Genomic DNA, 21,140 nt, shown 5'->3' with positions numbered 1-21,140 from the left:
TGATAAAAAAATGGGAGAGTTTAGCATGAACATACATACTGGGGAAATACAATTAGTTCAGTATAAGGAGCAGTATAAAGAGATAATACGATCATTTACTTTACCAAGTGAACAAGTTCAATTCACAGCGAATCCAGGTGAATTATTGGAGAAAGCGAAAAATGATCGAACTAAAAATGTTGTTGTTATTTTGGATTATAGCGGATTACCTATCGGTGTATTTGCATTACAAACAGGTGATAGAGTACAAGAGTTTACAAATAATAATGATGCCATACTTTTAACTTCTTTTTCTATTAATCACAATAAACAAAGAAAGGGATATGCTAAAAAATCATTGGCGTTACTACAAGATTTTGTAAAATATTATTATCCAATAAAAAATGAAGTAGTACTTGCTGTAAATGAAAAAAATATTCCAGCGCAAAAGTTATATGAAAAAGTTGGATTTCAAGATAAAGGGTATAGAAGAATGGGACCAATTGGACAACAATTCATATTACATTTACCTATAACGAGATAATGAGATAACAAAGCTTACTCTTGAAAAATCATGTAGTAAGCTTTGTTGTTTGAGATATTGTCCATGCATGATATGTTAGAGGAATTAAAGCAAGTATCCGAGAAATATGAAGGTGCAAAACAAATCGATTGTTGAGCACTTAAATACGTGAGGAGTAATTATATGACAATTTTCATTGCACTACTGCGGGGAATTAATGTAGGTGGACATAAAGTAATCAAAATGACAGATTTGAAAAAAATGTTTGAATCAATAGGGTTAAAACAAGTGAAAACATATATTCAAAGTGGAAATGTAGTATTTGAATCAGAGGATGATATAAGTTTTCTAAAGGAACGAATTGAATGTGAAATTAAGAACATTTTTGATTTCGATGTTCCGGTCATGTTAAGAGCAAATGATGAATTTATTAATATTATTAAAAAGTGTCCTTACGAGACCCATTCGTTATTAGAAGGAGAAAGTGTACATGTGGCCTTTTTAGCTAATCCACTTTCTGAAGAAGACAGTAAGCGGTTACTTATATACAAAAATGACATAGAAGATTTCCATATCGAAGGAACAGTAGTGTATTTATTTTTCAAAAAAAGCATTCGGAATTCTAAACTAATGAACCAGTTTCAAAAATTACATACGCCAGCTACAGTAAGGAACTGGCGAACTGTGAATAAGCTGAAAGCAATAGCAGAAGGGATTTGAATATAAAAAATGTGGTTTTCTGCATATAGAAAACCACATTTTTTATTTATATTGTTTTGCGACAATGAGTTCAACAATAGGGAAAATAAGAAAGGAAGAACAGAGTGCAATAAAGAGTGGAAGGTTTTTTACACCATCTAAATTGGAACCCATAGAAAATCCTTCTGAGCAGAGTAATATAAGGAACATAACACCTACAAGCACAAAATACGCGATTTTAAAGCTTTTATATGTAATTTGTTGTCCCATCTCATCTTGACTTTCTTTCGATACTCCGTTTGGATCCCCCCATGTAATATGATTAATTAAATTACTAAGTATTAAAGAAGCAGCGAAAATCGTTCCACCCAAAATTGAGCCTTCAGTTGCGTATTTGTATGCGCCATGTCCGAGTATCGCGATTAACGATAAAACAATGATTACAAAGATAATCTTTTTAGTATTCAATATATAATTGCACCTCCACTGTTGTAAAAAACTCTTTACAACCATAGTATAAAATTGGAAAAGTTTCATGTCAAATGTTTTTTACATACAAAATGAATATTTATGATATTTTGTTTAAAGGATGAAGAAAAAATTACATTACATTTGAATGTAAAAGAATGGGCTCGCATATATTTGGAAGGGATGTCAGATTAAATTAGGGGGTAGTTATGTCTATTCTTTTAAAAGCTGGTGCAGATGCAGGAAATAATGGTTTGAAGTTAATGGTGAAAGGGCAGGAACCTATTTTTATTCCGAGTATTTATTCTTTATATATAGGTGAGCCTACGGGGTTGTTAGATGAGAGTGATGTTTCATCGTCAGAATTAGAGAATCACATTGATGTGACCATTAGTTCTCCATCGCTAATGTTAAATAATGTACGATACATCGTTGGAGAAAAAGTGATTCAAGATCAATTAAAAGGTACTGAAGTGGAGAAGAAATCAAATAAATCTACTGATGAGTTGATGGTTATTACAATCCTTTCAGGGCTAGCGATAAGTGCTATGCGTCAAAGTCCAACTTCAAGTCATATTAATATTCGTTATGATTTATCTGTTGCTCTTCCAATGCAACTTATTACACAGGAAATCGCTGCTGAAAATGCGAAACGGTATATGGGGAATCACAAGGTCATATTCCATTATCCAAACGGGCGCGATGTTACGATTAATGTTTCTATTGAGTTTTGTAAATGTCTACCTGAAGGCGCTTCTGGGACGTGGGGGATTGTATATGATGAGGAAGGAAATGTTGTGAAACATAAAATAGAATGTGAACAAAATCAAGTTTCAGAAATTGATTTTGTAGATAAAACTTTATTGTCTTTTGATATTGGCGCGGGGACAACGGAAGAAGTTGTTTCATTAGGGGTAAATTTCCGTCCGCAATTAAGTAAAGGATTATCTTATGGTGTAAAAGAAACGTTACTACAAATTATTACGAGGTGGAATCGGAAATATCCTACGAAAACGATTGATAGCATTACAGAATTTAATCAAATTTATTTAAATGAAAAGCACCCAAGAAATGCATTGTTAGTTGAGGAATCGCAACCAGCATTTTTAGGTTTAGCAGCACGTGTCGCAACGGATATTATTAACAAAATTGATGATATGAAAGACGATCCATATGTATTTATTTATGGTGGGGGCGCAGTTATTATTAAAAATAGCTTAAAAATGATTTTGAAACAAAAAGGACGCTTGAAAAATGTGATTTTTGTAGATAACCCGCTATTTACAAATGCTCGTGGTCTTTTAGTATATACATGTTCGCCAAAATATAGAGAGCATAAGCAAAAAGAGTTAGGATTCACAAACTTAACGATAAGTTAGTTGGTGGAAGTATGCGATCTAGGCGATATAAACGTGGTGATCGAGTGAAAATTAATATTAATAAATCAGTATCGCCTGAAATGATTGCTTGGCTTAATAAACAATCCAATCCAACTAATTTCTTTTTCTTTGCAGCCCAGCAATTATTTAAACAAGTAGGAGATATTGATGTATCGAAAACCTTGCCAAGTAGCCATGTTTTTTCTTTATATGTAGAACCATCATCTCTATTAAAAGTTGAAATGAATCCATTTAAAAACGTACCACTAGAAAATAGTAAATCCACCGAAAGCGTAAAAAAAAAATCGTGGGAATCTGTTGATCAATTAGATTGTCCATTCTTTTGAACATAGAAAAATATAGGTAGAACCCATCACTATACATAAGGACACAGTGATGGGTTTTTGTTATTGTATCGTAATCTTTATAAATAGAAGGGGCAAAACAATTTGTGCCCCTTCTATTAGTTGTTCTTATCTTATATGGGATATATGTTCTGAAACTGCTTTAATAATTTTATCCCAGTCATCGGGATGATTCTCGTGTCCTGTACCTTCAAGGGGGAATAGCTTTGAGTTCGGAATTTCATCAATAAGTGCGAGTCCATGTTCAAGTGGAAGAGCTGTATCGTCCGTACCATGAATTACTAAACTAGGTACTAGTAATGATTTAAGTATACCTTCATAAGAATCATCACCTGTAAGGAGGGCATGATTAAACATGCTTAATAAATTGTTAGCACGTTCTATTTCTTGTTTTACTTGTTTCAAAGTTCTTGCTTCATCAAATATACGCTTTGATCCACAGAGTAGACGTGATCCTGTAACTAAATATTTCGCTATAACATCTTTATTTGTCCAATCTAAATTCGCACCAATAGCATGATGTGTCAAAATTCTTTCATCCATTGGAGGTAAATCACGAGTATTGTTATCAGATCCAATAACGCTTGTTGCTAGTAATGTTAAGGTTAAAATTCTTTCTGGGTGTTTTACTGCAGCAATTTGAGCAATCATACCTCCTAATGACATACCAAAAAGGTGTGCCTTGTCAATATGATACGCATCGAGTACCCCAATTGCATCTTCAGCCATGTCTGCTACAGTGTAATTAGAAGTCCCAGGCTCATATGTAACAGAGCGCCCAACATCACGGTTATCATAGCGAATGACAAACCTTCCTGTGCTAGCCAATCTTTCACAAAATTCTTCATCCCAATAAACCATTGAACACGTAGCTCCCATAATTAATAAAATTGCTGGATTGTTAGGATTGCCAAAACTTTCTGTACATATATCAATACCGTTTACTTTGAAAACTTGTTCACTCATAGTACACTCTCCGTTTCAATTAAAGTTCATTTCCAAATAAAGAAGGTATAATTTTGCGTTTTTCTTAACCGTAAGTTAGATTGTATGAAAGTAAGGTAAATGTTTTTTGTACCCTGGACTCTTAGTTAGTAGAGTAATATACATAGCACCTCCAAATATATTTATTTTCATTCAAAACAAAATATTTTGAAAAATAATTGTAAGTGATTAAAATAAATAACAAGGAGGCGAGGAAATGAAAGCAATTGTTATTAATCAATATGGTAGCGTTGAAGAATTACAAGAAAGACAAGTTCCAAAGCCGGTTGTTAAATGTAATGAAGTATTAATACGCATACATGCAACATCTGTAAATCCTGTTGATTGGAAAATTAGAAAGGGAGACTTACAAGAAAAATTGCGATTTTCATTTCCGATTACTTTAGGATTAGATGTCGCTGGAGTAATTGAAGAAGTTGGAGAAGATGTGAATCGTTTTAAAATAGGGGATAAAGTGTTTACGAAACCTGAAAATATAGGGAAAGGCTCTTATGGTGAATACATTACAGTAAAATCAGATTTAGTAGCACGTATGCCTGATAATCTTAGTTTTGAAGAAGCAGCATCTATACCTCTTGCAGGACTTACAGCTTGGCAAAGTCTTGTGGATTATGCACAAATAAAAGAAAATAATCGAGTATTAATTCATGCTGGAGCTGGCGGAGTAGGAAATTTTGCAATTCAAATTGCGAAATCATTTGGAGCTTTTGTCGCAACAACTGCAAGTAGTAAAAATGAAGAGTTTTTAAAGTGTTTAGGGGCTGACCTCGTTATTGATTATAAAAAAGATAAATTTGAAGAGCTACTATCAGATTATGATATTGTATTAGACACAATCGGCGGAGAAGTACAAGAAAAAAGTTTTCAAGTTATTAAATCTGGTGGCGTTCTAATCTCTATCGTCCATGAACCGCTTCATGAAGTAAAGGGCATAAAATCAGGGTTTTTATGGTTAAAACCATGCGGAAAGCAATTAGACGAATTAACTAGTTTGATCCAAGCTGAAAAAATCAAACCGATCATTAGTAACGTTGTGCCGTTTAATGAAAAAGGAGTTAGAGAAGCTCATATTTTGAGTGAAAGTCAGCATACTAGAGGGAAAATTGTAATTACAATGGAATGATATTTACATAAATATACGAGTGGTGACTATAAAAAACAAAATTTTCACTACTCGTATAAACTACAATTTTTGCACGACAAAAGTAATCGCATTCGTATTTAATTGAATGTGTGTACCGTTTCGTACAATAGCATACGTTAAATGTTTTATTTCAACTTTTACTTCTTGCCATTCGGTATAAGTGTCTTTTAGTGTACGTATCATTTCTTCCGTAGAAAGGTTAATTTCAATTAAAGCATCTAATTCTTGATTCGTTTCCAAGTCAATTTCTTGAATGTTAGAGTTAACTATTAAACAGTTGATACCGCCACTCTTTGTCCCATTTTCCATAGAGTGAAGCACTTTTTTAAAATCGTCTATTGATCTAACATGTTCCAAACTTGATACCGCAACGATGTAGTTATAAGTATTAAAGGGAATATAGTAGTCTTCAAGTGCTGATTGTTCCATTTTTATGTATTCAAATACACTATGTTCTTTGCTGTAAATTTGTAACTTCGTTAAAGCTGAATCAAGTAAATCTACACAAGTAATAGTGCCACCAGCACTCATGATTTTTTGTGCAATCGGAATACTGTTTCTGCCTACACCACAACCGAGATCCAGTACTTGTAAATTGTTCTGTTCTTCAAAAAAATCCATCATGTCCATAACTGTTTTGACAGGCTTATAAAGCCAAGATCCAGCTTCGAATAATTTATATTGATCATAGCAAAGGTTGTGATATTTTTTCTCTTCTTCTCTTATGTATTTAATTCGGTTCATTGTGTTTCAGCTCCTATATTTTTATAGCGAAATGAATATGTTGGACAACCTTTAACGTTCGTTTGAATTCGAAATATACCACCAGCATGTGGGTACTGTTTTAATTCCTCATCCGTCATTCTTGTTCTGGCTGTTGTGATATATAAATCGGTTAAATTTGGCCCACCAAATGTACACGACGTTACATATAACGCAGGAATCGGAATACTTAAAATTTGTTCTCCAGTCAAGGGATTCCATCTAGTAACCTTCGATCCTCCCCAATGAGCAATCCATAAACAGCCTTCTTCATCTATTGTCATCCCATCTGGTAAACCGTCATTTTCAGGGAAGATGATAACATCTGTTGGATTGCTAATTACACCAGTATGTATATCATAATGAAAACGGACTACTCTTTTTGTAGGTGTATCAATAAAATAAAGGTATGTATCGTCAGGAGACCATGCTATACCATTTGACGTATTTACATGTACAATTTTTTTATCTACGTTGAAATTATTGTTTAAACAATACAAGGAACCAGCCGCATTAATACCGTATAAGTCTGTAGTGCCTGCCCAAAAGCGGCCAGCTGGATCGCATTTTCCATCGTTAAAGCGGTTTTCTAATAAGTCTGGTTCAGGGTCATAAATATGTGTAAGTTTTTCTGTATTTAGATTAAGAGAATAAAACCCTTTTTCCATAGCTAAAAGTACTACACCATCTAGATATGGAACGACACAACCGATTTGTTGATCGAGAGTAATCACTCGGTTCGTATTTTCAGCAGGATTATAAATGCATAGTTTTTTCTCAATAATATCAATCCAATATAAAAGTTGCTTTTTCTCATTCCAACATGGTCCTTCAGCTAAACTTGCTTTTACATCTACGACTAATTCAATATTTCTGTGCAATATGTTTCACCTCAATTTATTACAGATACATATAAAGTTCGATAAGAATAGAGGTAAACCTTTCATTCAATGAAATGAAATTAAGATTTACGGTGTGAAAAGAGGACCTCCTCAAATAATTCGAAAATAGCGTATAACTATGGGGTGGAAAATGCATATGATGTTTTATGAAATTATTTGCTTCTCATGTAAAAATGTATTTCGCGTATATGAAGGAAGTGAAAAGTATAAGCGGTTTAAAGAGAAACCGAAAGGGGCATATTGTTGTGATGAGTGCAGTCACAAGATACAATTAGAAGCAATCAAACATTTTTTTAGATAGTGAAAAAAATGTTTGATTAACATGTGTTCAGAAAAATTTGACAATATATATATTATAAATTATCATATGTAAAAACTAATAATTAAAATGGCGTTGAAGAGAAGAGTAGTTAAGAAAGAATACATACAGAGAGCTCTGATAGCTGAGAAAGAGCGGTAAACACCTTAACGAAAAAAGACTTGGAGCTGCGCAAGGAACTAATTTATTTAGGGATGGTGCGACGGGTTCTCCCGTTATAGAGATAGGGTATAAGCATATTTTGTCGTACCTGAAGAGGTTAATATGGTGACATATTAACAAACTGAGGTGGTACCGCGAAGCTAATAACTCTCGTCCTCAAGATGAATAATCTTGGGGGTGGGAGTTTTTTTATTGCATAAAACTGAAAATGCGAAAACAAAAATATAATTGAGGTGAGTAATATATGCATTGGGCGTATGAAGTAGCACATGAATTAATTAGGAAATATCCAAACAAAGAAACTTTTGTTTGTGCATCTGGAATTAGTCCATCTGGCTCTGTTCATATTGGGAATTTTCGTGAAATAGTAACGACTTATTTCGTTGTAAGGGCACTTCAAGATTTAGGGAAAAAGACTCGCTTTATCTTTTCATGGGATGATTACGATAGGTTTAGAAAAGTTCCCAAAAATATTGATCCATCTTTTGCAAAATATATTGGTATGCCATACTGTGATATTCCTGATCCTTATGGTCACTATAACTCGTACGCAGAACATTTTGAAAAAGAGTTTGAGAAATCGCTCCAAGCATTTGGAATTGAAGTAGAATTCATTTATCAACATGTTGAATATAGAAGTGGAAGGTATAACGGAAACATATTAGAGTCTTTGTATAAAAGAAAAGAAATATATGATATTGTAATGAATTTTAAAACAGAAGTTCATCGCGAAGAAGATAGAGAAAACTTTTATCCAGTTACGTTATATTGCGAGAGGTGCGGGAAAGATGCAACAACTATTACACATTTTGATGAGGTATTAAAAACAGTTCGTTATGACTGTGAATGTGGAGATCAAAATGAATTATCGGTATTAAATACAAATAAAATGAAATTGAATTGGAAAATTGATTGGCCGATGAGATGGATGATAGAGGATGTTATTTTCGAACCGGGCGGAAGAGATCATTCATCGGAAACGGGTAGTTATAATGTATCAAAAGAAATTGCGAAGAAAATTTTCAACCGTGAAGCCCCTCATTACATTGCTTATGATTTCATTGGAATTAAAGGTAATAATGAAAAAATGTCCAGTTCTTCAGGGAATATCATTACACCAAGCGATTTATTAAAAGTGTATTTACCAGAAGTGATTCTTTTTATGTTTGCAAAATATAAGCCGGGCGCAGCTTTTCATATTGGACTTGATGAAGATGTTATCCGAAATTATACAGAGTATGAACGATTGAAGGACAGTTACCAAAATAAAACGCTGAAAAATGATGATTTATTTGATGCAATTAAACTTTCTAGAGTTGATAGCCGGTTTAAAGAATATCCGAAGTTTAATCAAGTAGCAGGAACTTTACCATTATTAAATTTTGATTCATCTATTTTAAAAAATATATTAGGGGAAATAGATAGGAGTTATGAATTACCTGAAATGATAGAGATAAGTAATCGTGCAGAGTATTGGATAAGAAATTTTCAATCTGAAAAATTGATTGCGATAAATCAAGAGAAAAATACGGAGTTTTATAACACATTAGAAGATTGGCAGAAAAAATGGGTAGTAGAAGTTTATGAAATACTTCGTTCTAATAATGACCATTCTAACCTAATGGAACAATTGTATACGATTTGTCATCATGAGAATAAAAAAATAATGAAAGAAAACCAAAAATTACTGTTTAGTACTATATATAAACTTATTATTAATCAAGTAAACGGACCGCGTATACCGCTACTTATACATGTTGTAGGTGTTGAAAAAATTGTCTCGTTATTAGATTTCTAAAAATAAATACAAAAGCACCGCAAGTACTCATATGAATAAGTACTTGCGGTGCTTAATTTGTATTACCGCGAATACATTTTTGGACATTCATCGCCACTAGGCTCATAAAAACAATGACTTTTAAATTGCCCTGCAAACGGCTGATTATACCACTGGGGCGGGCAAGCCCCGACTGGACGGAAATACCAAAGAGCCCATCTTGCTGGCCAGCGCCATTCACCTTGTAAAACTCGTCTTGCGATTTCTTTTTCCGATTCACGAGCACGTTGATAAAAGTATCCGTATTGAACCGCTTCAAATCCACCAGGGCTTTGATATACAGCATCGCGTACTGTACGGATCTGTTTAAAATCTAAGCAATCACAAAATACACGGTTTACTACAACGCAGCCGACAAGTTGTTCGCCTTGCCGACCTTCGCCTTCAGCTTCAGCACGTATTAAACGTGCTAGTAAGTCAACGTCACTTTCATTGTAGGGAATTAGAGGCATAAGGGAACCGCCTTTCTCGAGGTGCTATAGTAAAGAGTATGTATGAACGTAAGTTAAGTGTTAGTACAATTAGAAATGAAGTAGCATCATTTTATTTTTATATAAAAACAAGGAGTATGCATAAAGAAAATCTAATTGTATATAGAAATATAAAAATAAGGAAGGAGAGATTGTATGTATCGTATTAGTAAAGAACATATCATTTATGCCATGTCACCACAAAATCAACCTTGTTTACAAGTGGAGGCTGGTAGTCAAGTTGTATTTGAAACATACGATTGTTTTGGAAATCAAATTAATTCTGAAGAAGTTGGATTCCAAGGAATAGATTGGGATCATATTAATCCAGCAACAGGACCTGTATATATTAAAGAGGCAGAGCCTGGGGATATATTAGCTGTAACGATTGAAAAGATTGAAATTGCAGAACGAGGCGTTTTAATGACAGGTCCAAATTTGAGTGTCATGGATAGTGCAATTAAAGATAATGCGATGAAAATGGTATCTATTTGTAACGAGCATGTAATGTTTTCTGATAAAATACAAATTCCAATTAATCCTATGATTGGAGTAATTGGTACGGCTCCAAAAGAGGCCAGCATTTCATGTGGTACACCTCATGATCATGGTGGCAATATGGATTGTAAACAAATTAAAGAAGGAACAACATTATTATTGCCAGTAAATGTTCCGGGGGCATTACTTGCATTAGGGGATCTACATGCTGCGATGGGTGATGGAGAAGTTGGGGCGTCCGGTGTAGAGGTAGCTGGTGAAGTAACAATGAAAGTAGATGTTATAAAGGGAAAACAATGGCCACTACCGATGGCTATTCAAAAGGATCGTATAATGACAATTGCATCAGAGGAAATGTTAGATGATGCTGCAAATCGTGCAGTAAATAATATGTTTTCGTTTTTATGTGATGAACTAAAGGTTTCTAAAGTGGAGGCAACGTTCTTATTATCAGCCGCTGGTAATCTACGAGTTTGCCAAGTTGTGGATCCGCTGAAAACGGCGCGGATGGAACTTGGGATGGATTATGTGGAAAAATTGGGATTTACTCTGAGTGAATTTGATATTAAATAAGAAAAATTAAAAAAGGATACTTTTGTATAAAAGCATCCTTTTTTAATTTACGGATTTAATGAAAAGAGGTAGTATTTATTTTGTATAAGTATATTTAAGATTGTGGATCAAAAAGGAGTTCAATAATGGTTAAAATTATGATTGTAGAAGATGATATGAAAATTGCGGAGCTATTATCAACTTATGTTGCGAAATATGGTTACCAAGGAATTATTGTATCGGATTTTCAAAATGTGTTAGACATATTTTTAGAAGAACAACCAGAGTTAGTTTTATTAGATATTAATTTACCGAGTTTTGATGGATATTATTGGTGTCGTCAAATTCGTGCGGTTTCTACATGTCCGATATTATTTATTTCGGCTCGTGAAGGCACGATGGATCAAGTTATGGCGTTAGAAAATGGTGGCGATGATTTTATTCCGAAACCTTTTCATTATGAAGTTGTAATGGCGAAAATTCGTAGTCATTTAAGACGTGCTTACGGAGATTATGCACCGAAACTAGAAGAACGTATGGTTGAGCAACAAGGTCTTTGTTTATATCCCGAAAGACTTGTATTAAAACTTATGAATCAAGAAATTGATATAACGAGAAACGAAGCTATTTTATTAGAGACGTTAATGAAAAATTATCCGCGTGTTGTAAGTAGAGAAGTGTTATTAAATAAATTATGGGATAGTGAATCCTATGTTGATGATAATACATTAAGTGTAAATACAACACGTGTGCGTAAAAAGTTAAAAACGTTACATATTGAAGGGGCGATTGAAACGATTCGTAGTGTTGGATATAGGTTGCATATTACTTGGGATACTGGTATGGAAAAATGATAAAGCTGTTTATACGCGATCATATACCACTCATTTGTTTTACAGCGATCCAACTACTAGCCATATTCCTCGTATATTGGTTTGATGGGCACAACCACATAACAACAGCATTATATGCAATGTTTTTAGGTGCTTTTTTTATGGTAAGTTATTTATTATTTCGTTATTTTACACATCGTTCTTTCTATGAACGTTTGGCAAATCCAATGCAATCTTTGGATGAATCTGTTCAAAAATCTGATTTTGCAGTTTTATCTACCGCTCTCCAAGATCTGCTTGATACACAATATCGTCATTATCAAAATCAGCTGCAATTACAAGAGAGAAAAAATAATGATCATTTAACCTTTATGAATCAGTGGATTCATCAAATGAAAACACCTTTATCTGTAATAGAATTAATTACGCAAGATGAAGTAGATTCGCGTTTTGAAAGTATTAATGAGGAAACAGATAGGTTGAAAAAGGGGTTAGAGATGGCTTTGTATGTCGCGCGTTTAGAAGCATTTACACAAGATTTTTATGTAGAAAGAGTGCAGCTACATCAAATAGTGAATGATTCCGTGCATGAACATAAACGCTTCTTTATCCGAAATTTTGTATATCCAGAGCTTGAAATTGATAAGGGCATTACTGTAGAAAGTGATGCGAAATGGTTACAATTTTTAATCGGCCAAATTATATCGAATGCGATTAAATATTCATCAGGTAGTAGAGAAAAGATTAAAGTGAAAACATGTAGGGAAGGTAATACAGTTGTACTTGAAATTGCCGATAGTGGCGTCGGGATACCGAAGCAAGATTTGCCAAGAGTATTTAAACCTTTCTTTACCGGAGAAAATGGTAGAGATTTTAAAGAATCAACTGGAATGGGGTTATATCTTGTATATGAAATTACAAAACAATTAGGACATAGTGTAGAAATCCATTCAGAAGTTGGTAATGGTACCGTTGTACGAATTAAATTTTATAATGTGTAGTGATTCAGGCTAAAGAACTTTTAAGATAAGTTTTTTAGCCTTATTTTGAAATACTGATACAATTCGAGAATGAAAGATTATTTACATAAGAGAAGATAAACGCAACTGAAAAGGTAAGAGAACAACTAGTCATACATATGCTTTTTAGTCTTGAAAGTACTTTTTTGTTAATTGTTGATGACTGGGGGATTGTAATGGACATTCGAAAAATGAGATATTTCATAACGGTGGCAGAAGAATTAAACTTTAGTCGTGCGGCAGAGCGCCTATTGATGGCACAACCACCTTTAAGCCAAGAAATTCGTAAATTAGAAGAAGAATTGGGAGTTCAACTTTTTCATCGAACAAAAAGAATGGTTGAACTTACCAGTGCGGGGGAAATATTTTTAGAGGGCGCTAGGCAAACGTTGCTTCAAGTAGATAGAACCATTAAAGAGACACAGCTTGCGGATGAAGGGAAGATAGGACATTTAATAATCGGTTTTGTCGATTCTACAGAAACCGTTATAGAGATATTAAAAAAATTTCGAGAACGTTTTCCTAAAATACAGCTCATATTACGCGAGATGACAACAGACCAGCAAATAAAAGCGCTCTATGAAAAACAAATTCATATTGGGTTTATTCGTTCCAAGCAGAATAATGAAATATTATCTTCCGAAGTTTGTTCTGAAGAATATTTAAAATTGGTGTTGCATCAAGACCACCCTTTAGCTCAGTTACGTAAGATTTCAATCAAATCATTAATTGATGAACCATTTATTTTATTTCCCCGTCATTTTGGTACAAACTTTTATGATTTAATTATTAGTTACTTTTGGGAACATGGAGTAAGTTTAAATATTGTTCAAGAAGCGATTCAAATGCAAACGATTGTGAATTTAGTTGCTACAGGAATGGGGATTTCTGTCGTTCCATCATCAGTGGAAAGTTATAAAAAATCGGGAGTCATGTATAAAGACATTCAAGAAAATACACCGAAAATAAATTTATATATTGGATGGAGACAAGATGAAAAGTCTGTAGTGTTAGAGCACTTTTTAACGGTTGTTAGAGAGGTTTATACGACTTCACAATTTGAATATAAAGAGTAAAAAGCCCACCTTAATGGGATGGGCAGTAGGGAAATTTGAAAGGATAACTTCTGTTTTATTTTAAAATGAGACTACAAAGATGTTTTATGGTTTTTATTAAGAAATTTACTGGTGTCTCAACCTGTTTTGCTCGGATCGTACTCAGCGAAACCTTTTAGTACACTATCAATCTGATCCATAATTTCTGGTTGTAATGTAACACTAGCAGCAATTACGTTTTCTCTTATTTGCTCCGGATTTGACGCACCAATAATTGCAGAGGAAACAGCTGGATTTTGTAGTACCCAAGCAACTGCGAGTTGAGATAGGGTAAGACTAGTTTCTTGCGCGATAGGATTGAGTTTCTGAATAGCAGTGAGTACATCATCACTCATCCAACGTTGCACGAGTTTGTGGAAAAACGGTTTACCAGCATCTGAATTAGCCCGTGATTGAGTGGGGAGTGCTTTACCAGGTTCATATTTTCCTGTGAGAATACCTTGTGCAAGGGGGGACCATACAATTTGACCAAGTCCCTCACGTTGACATGTTGGTATCACATCAGTTTCGATAACTCGCCACAACATCGAGTATTGAGGTTGGCTAGCGATGAGTGGAATGTTCAATTCTCGTGCAAGTGCTGCACCACGGGTGATTTGTTCCGATGTCCACTCACTTACGCCTAAATAAAGGACTTTCCCTTGTCTTACAAGATCAGCAAAAGCTAACATCGTTTCCTCAAGAGGAGTTGTTGTATCAAATCTATGTGCATAATAGACATCAATGTAGTCTGTCTGCAACCGCTTTAACGACGCATTACAATTTTCTATAATATGTTTTCGCGATAATCCACGATCATTTTTTCCAGGTCCGGTCGGATGGCATACTTTTGTACATAGTTCTATACTTTCTCGGCGTATACCTTTTAAAGATCGGCCAAGTACTTCCTCGGCTATAGTGTCCGAATAAACATCAGCAGTATCGAACGTTGTAATTCCAGCATCTAGTGCGGCTTTCACACAATCATTTGCAGTATCTTCGTTTACTTTTCCACCATGGTTTATCCAGTTCCCGTATGCAATCTTACTTACTGTTAATCCACTGTTTCCTAGTTTGCTAAATTCCATCGTAGAATCCCCCCTTAAAAATGATATCTTAATTATAAGAACTGAAATGTAGTATGTATAATATATGATTAATGATTAACTTATATAAAAATTATATAAGAGGGGGTGCTTAGAATTTTACTGCTAGGGAAATATAAAGCCAGTAGTACATGTGCTTAATTGATATGAAGTGCAGAAATGATAAATAGATCTAAAAGAAAGCAATCTTTTTAACAGCACATATAATTACATTTACTCATACAGTACCATTATGGTACAATATGGTTACTAACGACGGAAAGGAATGATGGGTGGACGATGATTAACTAATCTTATTTTTAAATGTTGAAATTAAATGAATTTCAATTTACAAAAAATAGGATTAGTCTGCCCAATTCCATTCAACGGTTTTGCTATTTGATTTGTGTAATAGCTTATTTGGGTATAAATAATGTAACGACTAATCCTGCCAAAATTAATTTGGGAGGATTTTTTTGTTCTCCCTTAATGAAAGGGATCGGTAAAATGAAAGAACTTTTAAAATTAAATGATGTTTATGTTGAAATAAAGGAAAATACTTTGTTAGAGAAAATGAATGTTACAGTAAAACAAGGGGATGTTATTGGATTAATTGGTAAAAATGGTGCCGGTAAATCAACGTTACTTCAATTAATAAATGGGAAGATTGAGCCATCAAAAGGTAATGTTGAATGGCAGCAAATGAATATGACAACGGCATATGTTGAACAAGAAATAGAATCTTTTATTAGTAATGATGTGGTTGCAAAAGAAGCAGAACTTCTTGCGAAATGGGGCGTGCCAACGAACGATTTTCTTACTTTAAGTGGTGGTGAGAAGCTGAAAGTTCGACTAGCAAAAGGCTTTGCTGGAAATCCTAATGTATTAATATTAGACGAACCGACAAATCATTTAGATGAGACGAGTACGGAATTTCTCATTAAACAAATAAAAAATATGAAGGGTACAGTTATCGTTGTATCGCATGATCGATATTTTTTAGATGTTGTCGCAACAAAAATATGGTCAATTGAGGATAAGAAATTAATTGAACATAGCGGTAATTATACGAGTTATATGAAAGCACGTGAGCAAAAAAGAATGGCGCAGCAGCGTGAATATGAAAAACAGCAAAAAAAGATAGAACAAGTAGAAACACATATAAAAGAATTAAGTTCATGGTCACAAAAGGCACATGCACAGTCTACAAAACAAGAAGGAGTTAAAGAATTTTATCGTGTGAAAGCGAAGCGAATGGATGCGCAAGTTAAGTCAAAACGAAAGCGTCTCGAAAAAGAGCTTGAGAAAACGAAAGTAGAACGTGTTAAAGAAGAGTATTCAGTTGAGTTCACTATTCAAGCGAATAAAAAAGTAGGGAAACGTTTTTTAGAAGTGAAACAATTGAGGAAAGAATTTAATAGACGAACATTATTCGAAAATGTTAATTTTACAATCCAGCACGGTGAGAAGGTTGCGATTATTGGACCAAACGGTTGCGGGAAAACGACCTTATTGAAGATGATTATGGGAACGGAAACTGTTCAAGGAGAAATATGGATTTCACCATCTGCAAACATCGGTTATTTAACACAAGAAGTATTTGATTTACCACTTGATAAAACACCAGAAGATTTATTTTTTAAAGAGACATTTGAAAAAAGAGGAAAAGTCCAAAATTTAATGAAACATTTAGGGTTCCAAGCTTCTCAATGGAAAGAGCCGATTGAGCATATGAGTATGGGTGAACGAGTAAAGTGTAAGTTAATGGCTTATATTTTAGATGAAAAAGATGTTCTTATTTTAGATGAACCGACAAATCATCTAGACTTACCTTCAAGGGAACAGCTTGAAAATACATTGGCTGAGTATAATGGAACACTAGTTATAGTTTCTCACGATCGATATTTTCTGGAGAAAACAACTAACACGAAACTCATGTTTTCAAATAATACGATACAAAAGCAGCTAGAAGAGTCTATTAAGACAAGAGATGATATTGAAGAGCTACGTTTAACGTTAGAAACAGAGAGACAAGAAGTATTAGGTAAATTAAGCTTTTTAACTTCTAACGATAAAGAATATAAAGAACTTGATGAACGATTTATAGAACTTACGAAGCAGATTAAGGCGCTTTAATGTAATTAAGGGGGATTAACATGGGAGAAGAGAGTTCGACTAATTTATTTAGAATAGACTGTGGAGATATATACTTGCAAGAGTTTACTATCAAAGATGCGGAGAGCATTTATAAAATATCGAATCAACCGCAAATAGAAAAGTTTTTGCCAGACTGGAAATCAACGAAAGAACAACGAGTAAATTGGGTTGCAAATTATGAAATACCAGCAAATAAAGCATTTCTTGATGAGGTAACAAAAACAACAAACATAGATGGTTATTTTTTAAAACTGGGTGTATTTATAAAAGAAACTAATGAATTTATTGGATGGTGCTGTACAGGCATGAAAGAAGAACTCCCTTCACCGAATAGAGAAATTATGTATGCCATTTCAAGCGAGTATCAAAATAATGGATACGCTACGAAAGCGACGAAAGGGTTGATTGATTATTTGTTTAAAAATACAAATGTAGATATTCTTAATGCAGTTGCTTTAATTAACAACGTACCGTCAAATAAAGTTATTGAAAAATGCGGGTTTACTTATAAGAGTCAACAGACGATAGAAAGCCAACTATATAATCATTATCTATTGAGTAAATCAGAATGGATAAAGTGAAACTTTAATCAGTGGGGGTTTTGTCCATCCCCCACTGATTATTAGCCTTCACCAATCGGGTATTTACGGACAGTTATCTCCCATCTAACCACCTCGCATTCGCCGAATTTTGAGATGGGAGTCTTACTGCCCGTTAATACGGGGTAAAAAATATTGCTCTTTAAAAGGAGCTATAATGGAATCATTAAAAAAGCTTAGAGTTAAAACTCTGAGCTTCTTTTACGTACTATTTACTTCTTGATGTTACTTGTGAATTATAAGTTAGTATTCATCGTTTTGAAGTTGTATAGTTATTCTTTATAATATATTTCATGTTACTAATAAAGAATACAGCAACTTTTAATGATGATAAACGTCTCTTAAATCCACTTTTTTTTATATAATTAATAGGTTTACGAAGTGTTCTGGCAACCAGAAAAAAGTAGTATTGTATTTCATACTATTATAAAGATATTATAATATGAATAAACATTAATTATAGTTTGAAAACAGATTTGTTATCAGTTTTTTCAGAAACCTTACAAGCGTGTAAGATAAATGAAAGATGAATCAATATGAGCTGTAAGACAATTCCTTTACACTTTATAGTAAGCAGTACAAATGAGGGGAGAATATAAATGGAAATTTTACATGCAAAAAGTATTAGTAAAGTATATAAAGGAAAAATACCTTTTAAAGCATTGGTAGATATTGATTTATCAATTCAAGAAGGTGAATTTGTTGGGATTATGGGGCCATCTGGAAGCGGGAAAACATCGTTATTAAATATGGTATCTACTATTGATTCTCCAACATCGGGAGAAATTTTAATAAATGGTACAAATCCTTTCCAGTTAACATCAGAAGATTTAGCTTTATTCCGTAGGAAAAAATTAGGATTTGTTTTTCAATCATTTAATCTACTGAGCACACTTACAGTAAAGGAAAACATTGTATTGCCGATGACATTAGATGGTGTTTCTGTACAAGAAATGAACAAACGAGTAGAAGAAATTGCAGGGAAATTAAATATTACAGATATATTGAATAAAAGAACTTTTGAAATATCAGGGGGACAAGCTCAAAGAACAGCAATCGCTCGTGCTATCGTTCATAAGCCGCAATTATTACTTGCAGATGAACCGACAGGGAACTTAGACTCTAAATCTTCAAATGATGTAATGGAGATGTTAGATACTCTTAATAAGGAAGAAAAGGCAACGATGATGTTAGTTACACACGATCCGTATGCAGCGAGTTTTTGCAGCAGAGTCATATTTATTAAAGATGGTCAACTATATAACGAAATTTATTGTGGTGAAAGCAGGCAAGCATTTTATCAAAAGATTATGGATGTCCTTTCTTTGTTAGGGGGGAAAAGGCATGACTTTTCGTCAGTTCGCATTTAATAATATTTTTCGTAATAAGCGTACTTATGCTGCTCACTTTTTAAGTAGTGCATTTTCTATTATGATTTTCTTTACGTATGCTCTTTTATTATTTCATCCTGATTTACAAGGTGAGTTAAAATCGACAAGTGCAACAATAAGTGCATACGGTACACTGGGATTTACAATTTCGCAAGGTTTGATATTTGTATTTTCATTTTTCTTTATTTTATATTCAGTTAGCTCGTTTTTAAAAACGCGTAAGAAAGAATTTGGCATATTAATGATGCAAGGTATGTCAATGAGACAGCTTAAGAAATTATTATTAATTGAAAATATGTTAATTGGATTTGGTTCAATTTGTATAGGCATTCTCATAGGTCTCATATTTTCTAAACTAGTTTTATTGATAAGTGCAAGTGTATTAATGATTAGTAATGGCTTATCTTTTTATATACCAGTGCAGGCGGTATTATTAACAGTCATCACATTTCTTTTCTTATTTTTAATTGTTTCGCTATTTACATTTAAAATGATAAAAGTAACAGAACTTGTGGAACTTATACAAGCAGGGGAAAAGCCAAAACCTGAACCGAAATCTTCAATTATATTATCGCTACTTTCTTTAATTTGTATAGGATATGGATATTTTTCAGTATTTCGCTTTATCTCAAGTTCCAATTTTATTACGTTTGGAATGGGTGTACTTCTAGTTATTATAGGAACGTACTTTTTATATACACAGTGTAGCGTTTATATATTGCATCTTGCGAAAAGAAGTGAATCCTTCTTTTTAAAGAGAACAAATATATTAACATTTTCAGAATTAATTTACCGTATGAAAGATAATGCAACAATGTTTTTTATAGTATCTATTATTTCAGCGGTTGCATTTACAGCAATTGGTACAACAGCTGCTCTTGGAAATAAAGATTTGGTAAGGATGACAAATCCGTATACATTTCTGTATGCAGGTCCTGAAAAAGACAAAATAGCGGATAAACATCTTTCTATAATAAAAAAACATCTTGCTGATGCTAATATTCCGTATCGAATGGCTTCATCTTCAAATATTTATACAGAAAGTAACGTAAATGTAATGAAGTTAAGCGAATATAACGAGCTTGCGAGAGCGCTCGGATATCAACAAGAAACGATTGAAAAAGAAGATGAAATTTTACTAATCCCTGGAATGGTATCACAAAAACAAGAATTTAAAAATGGTGATTATAAAAAGAATATTGAAGTCATCCAAGGAGATTGGACAAAGACATTTCGTGTGAAAAAAGCTGTAGAAAATTTAGTTTTACCACATGATTCTAGAAGTATTTATATCGCTGTTCAAGATCAGGTGTATGATGGAATCCCTAATACTAGTGAACGAGATGGTATAGGTGCTCCATATCGTACTTACGGATTTGTTGTAGATGATTGGATGAAAACGAAAGAGATTTCAAACCAATTAATTAGTATATTTGATAAAAATACTAGAGAAGAAAATTTCGTATTTCGAGCTCTAACAATAGAGTTGTTAAGTGCAAAGCAAACGAATGGCTTACTACTTATGGCAAGTGTTTTAGTCGGAATCGTCTTCTTTACATTCGCTGCTAGTTTTATCTATTTCCGATTATATACTGATTTGGACCGGGATCAACAGCAATATAAAATGATTTCGAAAATGGGATTAAGTAAACGAGAGTTAAAAAAAGTTGTAACGAGACAGTTATTATTAATGTTCTTCTTACCGATTATCGTTGCAGTGATTCATACTGTAGTTGCTTATACGGCATTACAACAATTAGTCGATTTTTCTATTTTAAATAGCTCTATCGTTATTTTAATTTCATTTATATGTATACAAGTTTTATATTTCTTTATAACCCGTTGGCGTTACCTACAAAAGCTTTATAAGATTATGGAGCAATAGAGTATATTAGCTT

The 21,140-nt window shown here is 33.5% G+C and carries 21 protein-coding genes and 1 other annotated feature; of the genes, 15 read left to right on the top strand and 6 right to left on the bottom strand.

What is annotated here, in order from left to right; translation table 11 throughout:
• Positions 1-25 precede the first annotated feature (25 nt).
• Together FT637_RS11490 and FT637_RS11485 are read left to right on the top strand one after the other, a co-directional pair.
• Positions 26-523, top strand: coding sequence for a GNAT family N-acetyltransferase (locus FT637_RS11490; protein WP_193646400.1), 498 nt, complete (start codon positions 26-28; stop codon positions 521-523).
• A 162-nt stretch (positions 524-685) separates the two neighbouring features.
• Positions 686-1,222, top strand: coding sequence for a DUF1697 domain-containing protein (locus tag FT637_RS11485; RefSeq protein ID WP_193646399.1), 537 nt, complete (start codon positions 686-688; stop codon positions 1,220-1,222).
• Positions 1,223-1,264: 42 nt separating this feature from the next.
• Here the strand turns inward: FT637_RS11485 and FT637_RS11480 are convergent, their stop codons facing one another.
• Positions 1,265-1,669, bottom strand: coding sequence for a hypothetical protein (locus FT637_RS11480; protein WP_002110239.1), 405 nt, complete (start codon positions 1,667-1,669; stop codon positions 1,265-1,267).
• Positions 1,670-1,878: 209 nt separating this feature from the next.
• On the opposite strand from FT637_RS11480, the gene FT637_RS11475 reads away from it, so the two are divergent.
• Complete coding sequence (locus tag FT637_RS11475; protein ID WP_193646398.1) at positions 1,879-3,048, top strand: ParM/StbA family protein; 1,170 nt, start codon at positions 1,879-1,881, stop codon at positions 3,046-3,048.
• Between the two features lie 11 nt (positions 3,049-3,059).
• Positions 3,060-3,395: a hypothetical protein gene (locus FT637_RS11470; protein ID WP_193646397.1), complete on the top strand. Its 336-nt coding sequence runs from the start codon at positions 3,060-3,062 to the stop codon at positions 3,393-3,395.
• A 126-nt stretch (positions 3,396-3,521) separates the two neighbouring features.
• Here FT637_RS11470 and FT637_RS11465 read toward each other — a convergent pair whose 3' ends face one another.
• Entirely contained in the window at positions 3,522-4,379 is an 858-nt protein-coding gene (locus tag FT637_RS11465; RefSeq protein WP_193646396.1) for an alpha/beta fold hydrolase, read from the bottom strand.
• A gap of 235 nt (positions 4,380-4,614) precedes the next feature.
• Between FT637_RS11465 and FT637_RS11460 the strand changes: the two genes are divergently transcribed.
• Complete coding sequence (locus FT637_RS11460; RefSeq protein WP_193646395.1) at positions 4,615-5,541, top strand: NADP-dependent oxidoreductase; 927 nt, start codon at positions 4,615-4,617, stop codon at positions 5,539-5,541.
• 60 nt (positions 5,542-5,601) lie between these two features.
• On the opposite strand, the gene FT637_RS11455 is transcribed toward FT637_RS11460, so the two are convergent.
• Both FT637_RS11455 and FT637_RS11450 read right to left on the bottom strand, forming a co-directional pair.
• A complete protein-coding gene (locus tag FT637_RS11455; RefSeq protein WP_193646394.1) occupies positions 5,602-6,306 on the bottom strand; it encodes a class I SAM-dependent methyltransferase in 705 nt (234 codons plus the stop codon).
• Positions 6,303-7,205, bottom strand: a complete 903-nt coding sequence (locus FT637_RS11450) for an SMP-30/gluconolactonase/LRE family protein (RefSeq protein WP_193646393.1) — start codon at positions 7,203-7,205, stop codon at positions 6,303-6,305. The genes FT637_RS11455 and FT637_RS11450 overlap by 4 nt, the downstream gene beginning before the upstream one ends.
• 151 nt (positions 7,206-7,356) lie before the next feature.
• Here FT637_RS11450 and FT637_RS11445 point away from each other — a divergent pair, with 151 nt between their 5' ends.
• Together FT637_RS11445 and lysS are read left to right on the top strand one after the other, a co-directional pair.
• Positions 7,357-7,527: a DUF2197 domain-containing protein gene (locus tag FT637_RS11445; protein WP_193646392.1), complete on the top strand. Its 171-nt coding sequence runs from the start codon at positions 7,357-7,359 to the stop codon at positions 7,525-7,527.
• An 84-nt stretch (positions 7,528-7,611) separates the two neighbouring features.
• Positions 7,612-7,868: a binding site (T-box leader), on the top strand.
• 83 nt (positions 7,869-7,951) lie between these two features.
• Entirely contained in the window at positions 7,952-9,505 is a 1,554-nt protein-coding gene (lysS, locus tag FT637_RS11440) for a lysine--tRNA ligase (protein ID WP_193646391.1), read from the top strand.
• 62 nt (positions 9,506-9,567) lie between these two features.
• Here lysS and FT637_RS11435 read toward each other — a convergent pair whose 3' ends face one another.
• On the bottom strand, positions 9,568-9,996 hold the full coding sequence (locus FT637_RS11435; RefSeq protein ID WP_193646390.1) for a cell wall hydrolase: 429 nt from the start codon (positions 9,994-9,996) through the stop codon (positions 9,568-9,570).
• 174 nt (positions 9,997-10,170) lie between these two features.
• Between FT637_RS11435 and FT637_RS11430 the strand changes: the two genes are divergently transcribed.
• The 4 genes from FT637_RS11430 (at position 10,171) to FT637_RS11415 (ending at position 13,992) form a co-directional block, all read left to right on the top strand.
• On the top strand, positions 10,171-11,085 hold the full coding sequence (locus tag FT637_RS11430) for an acetamidase/formamidase family protein (protein WP_193646389.1): 915 nt from the start codon (positions 10,171-10,173) through the stop codon (positions 11,083-11,085).
• 125 nt (positions 11,086-11,210) lie between these two features.
• Entirely contained in the window at positions 11,211-11,918 is a 708-nt protein-coding gene (locus FT637_RS11425; protein WP_002200292.1) for a response regulator transcription factor, read from the top strand.
• On the top strand, positions 11,915-12,898 hold the full coding sequence (locus tag FT637_RS11420) for a sensor histidine kinase (RefSeq protein WP_193646704.1): 984 nt from the start codon (positions 11,915-11,917) through the stop codon (positions 12,896-12,898). The genes FT637_RS11425 and FT637_RS11420 overlap by 4 nt, the downstream gene beginning before the upstream one ends.
• Positions 12,899-13,092: 194 nt before the next feature.
• Complete coding sequence (locus FT637_RS11415; RefSeq protein WP_193646388.1) at positions 13,093-13,992, top strand: LysR substrate-binding domain-containing protein; 900 nt, start codon at positions 13,093-13,095, stop codon at positions 13,990-13,992.
• A gap of 116 nt (positions 13,993-14,108) precedes the next feature.
• Here the strand turns inward: FT637_RS11415 and FT637_RS11410 are convergent, their stop codons facing one another.
• A complete protein-coding gene (locus FT637_RS11410) occupies positions 14,109-15,098 on the bottom strand; it encodes an aldo/keto reductase family protein (RefSeq protein WP_193646387.1) in 990 nt (329 codons plus the stop codon).
• Between the two features lie 504 nt (positions 15,099-15,602).
• Here FT637_RS11410 and abc-f point away from each other — a divergent pair.
• The 4 genes from abc-f to FT637_RS11390 all read left to right on the top strand — a co-directional run bounded on the left by abc-f (position 15,603) and on the right by FT637_RS11390 (position 21,127).
• Entirely contained in the window at positions 15,603-17,231 is a 1,629-nt protein-coding gene (gene abc-f, locus FT637_RS11405) for a ribosomal protection-like ABC-F family protein (protein ID WP_193646386.1), read from the top strand.
• Between the two features lie 20 nt (positions 17,232-17,251).
• A complete protein-coding gene (locus tag FT637_RS11400; RefSeq protein ID WP_193646385.1) occupies positions 17,252-17,833 on the top strand; it encodes a GNAT family N-acetyltransferase in 582 nt (193 codons plus the stop codon).
• A gap of 617 nt (positions 17,834-18,450) precedes the next feature.
• Positions 18,451-19,221: an ABC transporter ATP-binding protein gene (locus FT637_RS11395; protein WP_193646384.1), complete on the top strand. Its 771-nt coding sequence runs from the start codon at positions 18,451-18,453 to the stop codon at positions 19,219-19,221.
• Positions 19,196-21,127 carry an ABC transporter permease gene (locus tag FT637_RS11390; protein WP_193646383.1) on the top strand — a complete coding sequence of 644 codons (1,932 nt, stop codon included), beginning with the start codon at positions 19,196-19,198 and terminating at the stop codon, positions 21,125-21,127. Before FT637_RS11395 ends, FT637_RS11390 begins: the two co-directional genes overlap by 26 nt.
• Positions 21,128-21,140 lie beyond the last annotated feature (13 nt).

The organism is Bacillus cereus (assembly GCF_015071065.1).
Classification (GTDB): domain Bacteria; phylum Bacillota; class Bacilli; order Bacillales; family Bacillaceae_G; genus Bacillus_A; species Bacillus_A cereus_BA.
This window is presented reverse-complemented; position numbering and strand designations above follow the sequence as displayed.

Bases quoted from the DNA above. Each gene is read 5' to 3' on its own strand.
- FT637_RS11490 (WP_193646400.1), top strand. From the start codon at position 26: ATGAACATACATACTGGGGAAATACAATTAGTTCAGTATAAGGAGCAG.
- FT637_RS11485 (WP_193646399.1), top strand. From the start codon at position 686: ATGACAATTTTCATTGCACTACTGCGGGGAATTAATGTAGGTGGACAT.
- FT637_RS11475 (WP_193646398.1), top strand. From the start codon at position 1,879: ATGTCTATTCTTTTAAAAGCTGGTGCAGATGCAGGAAATAATGGTTTG.
- FT637_RS11470 (WP_193646397.1), top strand. From the start codon at position 3,060: ATGCGATCTAGGCGATATAAACGTGGTGATCGAGTGAAAATTAATATT.
- FT637_RS11465 (WP_193646396.1), bottom strand. From the start codon at position 4,379: ATGAGTGAACAAGTTTTCAAAGTAAACGGTATTGATATATGTACAGAA.
- FT637_RS11460 (WP_193646395.1), top strand. From the start codon at position 4,615: ATGAAAGCAATTGTTATTAATCAATATGGTAGCGTTGAAGAATTACAA.
- FT637_RS11455 (WP_193646394.1), bottom strand. From the start codon at position 6,306: ATGAACCGAATTAAATACATAAGAGAAGAAGAGAAAAAATATCACAAC.
- FT637_RS11445 (WP_193646392.1), top strand. From the start codon at position 7,357: ATGCATATGATGTTTTATGAAATTATTTGCTTCTCATGTAAAAATGTA.
- lysS (WP_193646391.1), top strand. From the start codon at position 7,952: ATGCATTGGGCGTATGAAGTAGCACATGAATTAATTAGGAAATATCCA.
- FT637_RS11435 (WP_193646390.1), bottom strand. From the start codon at position 9,996: ATGCCTCTAATTCCCTACAATGAAAGTGACGTTGACTTACTAGCACGT.
- FT637_RS11430 (WP_193646389.1), top strand. From the start codon at position 10,171: ATGTATCGTATTAGTAAAGAACATATCATTTATGCCATGTCACCACAA.
- FT637_RS11425 (WP_002200292.1), top strand. From the start codon at position 11,211: ATGGTTAAAATTATGATTGTAGAAGATGATATGAAAATTGCGGAGCTA.
- FT637_RS11420 (WP_193646704.1), top strand. From the start codon at position 11,915: ATGATAAAGCTGTTTATACGCGATCATATACCACTCATTTGTTTTACA.
- FT637_RS11415 (WP_193646388.1), top strand. From the start codon at position 13,093: ATGGACATTCGAAAAATGAGATATTTCATAACGGTGGCAGAAGAATTA.
- FT637_RS11410 (WP_193646387.1), bottom strand. From the start codon at position 15,098: ATGGAATTTAGCAAACTAGGAAACAGTGGATTAACAGTAAGTAAGATT.
- abc-f (WP_193646386.1), top strand. From the start codon at position 15,603: ATGAAAGAACTTTTAAAATTAAATGATGTTTATGTTGAAATAAAGGAA.
- FT637_RS11400 (WP_193646385.1), top strand. From the start codon at position 17,252: ATGGGAGAAGAGAGTTCGACTAATTTATTTAGAATAGACTGTGGAGAT.
- FT637_RS11395 (WP_193646384.1), top strand. From the start codon at position 18,451: ATGGAAATTTTACATGCAAAAAGTATTAGTAAAGTATATAAAGGAAAA.
- FT637_RS11390 (WP_193646383.1), top strand. From the start codon at position 19,196: ATGACTTTTCGTCAGTTCGCATTTAATAATATTTTTCGTAATAAGCGT.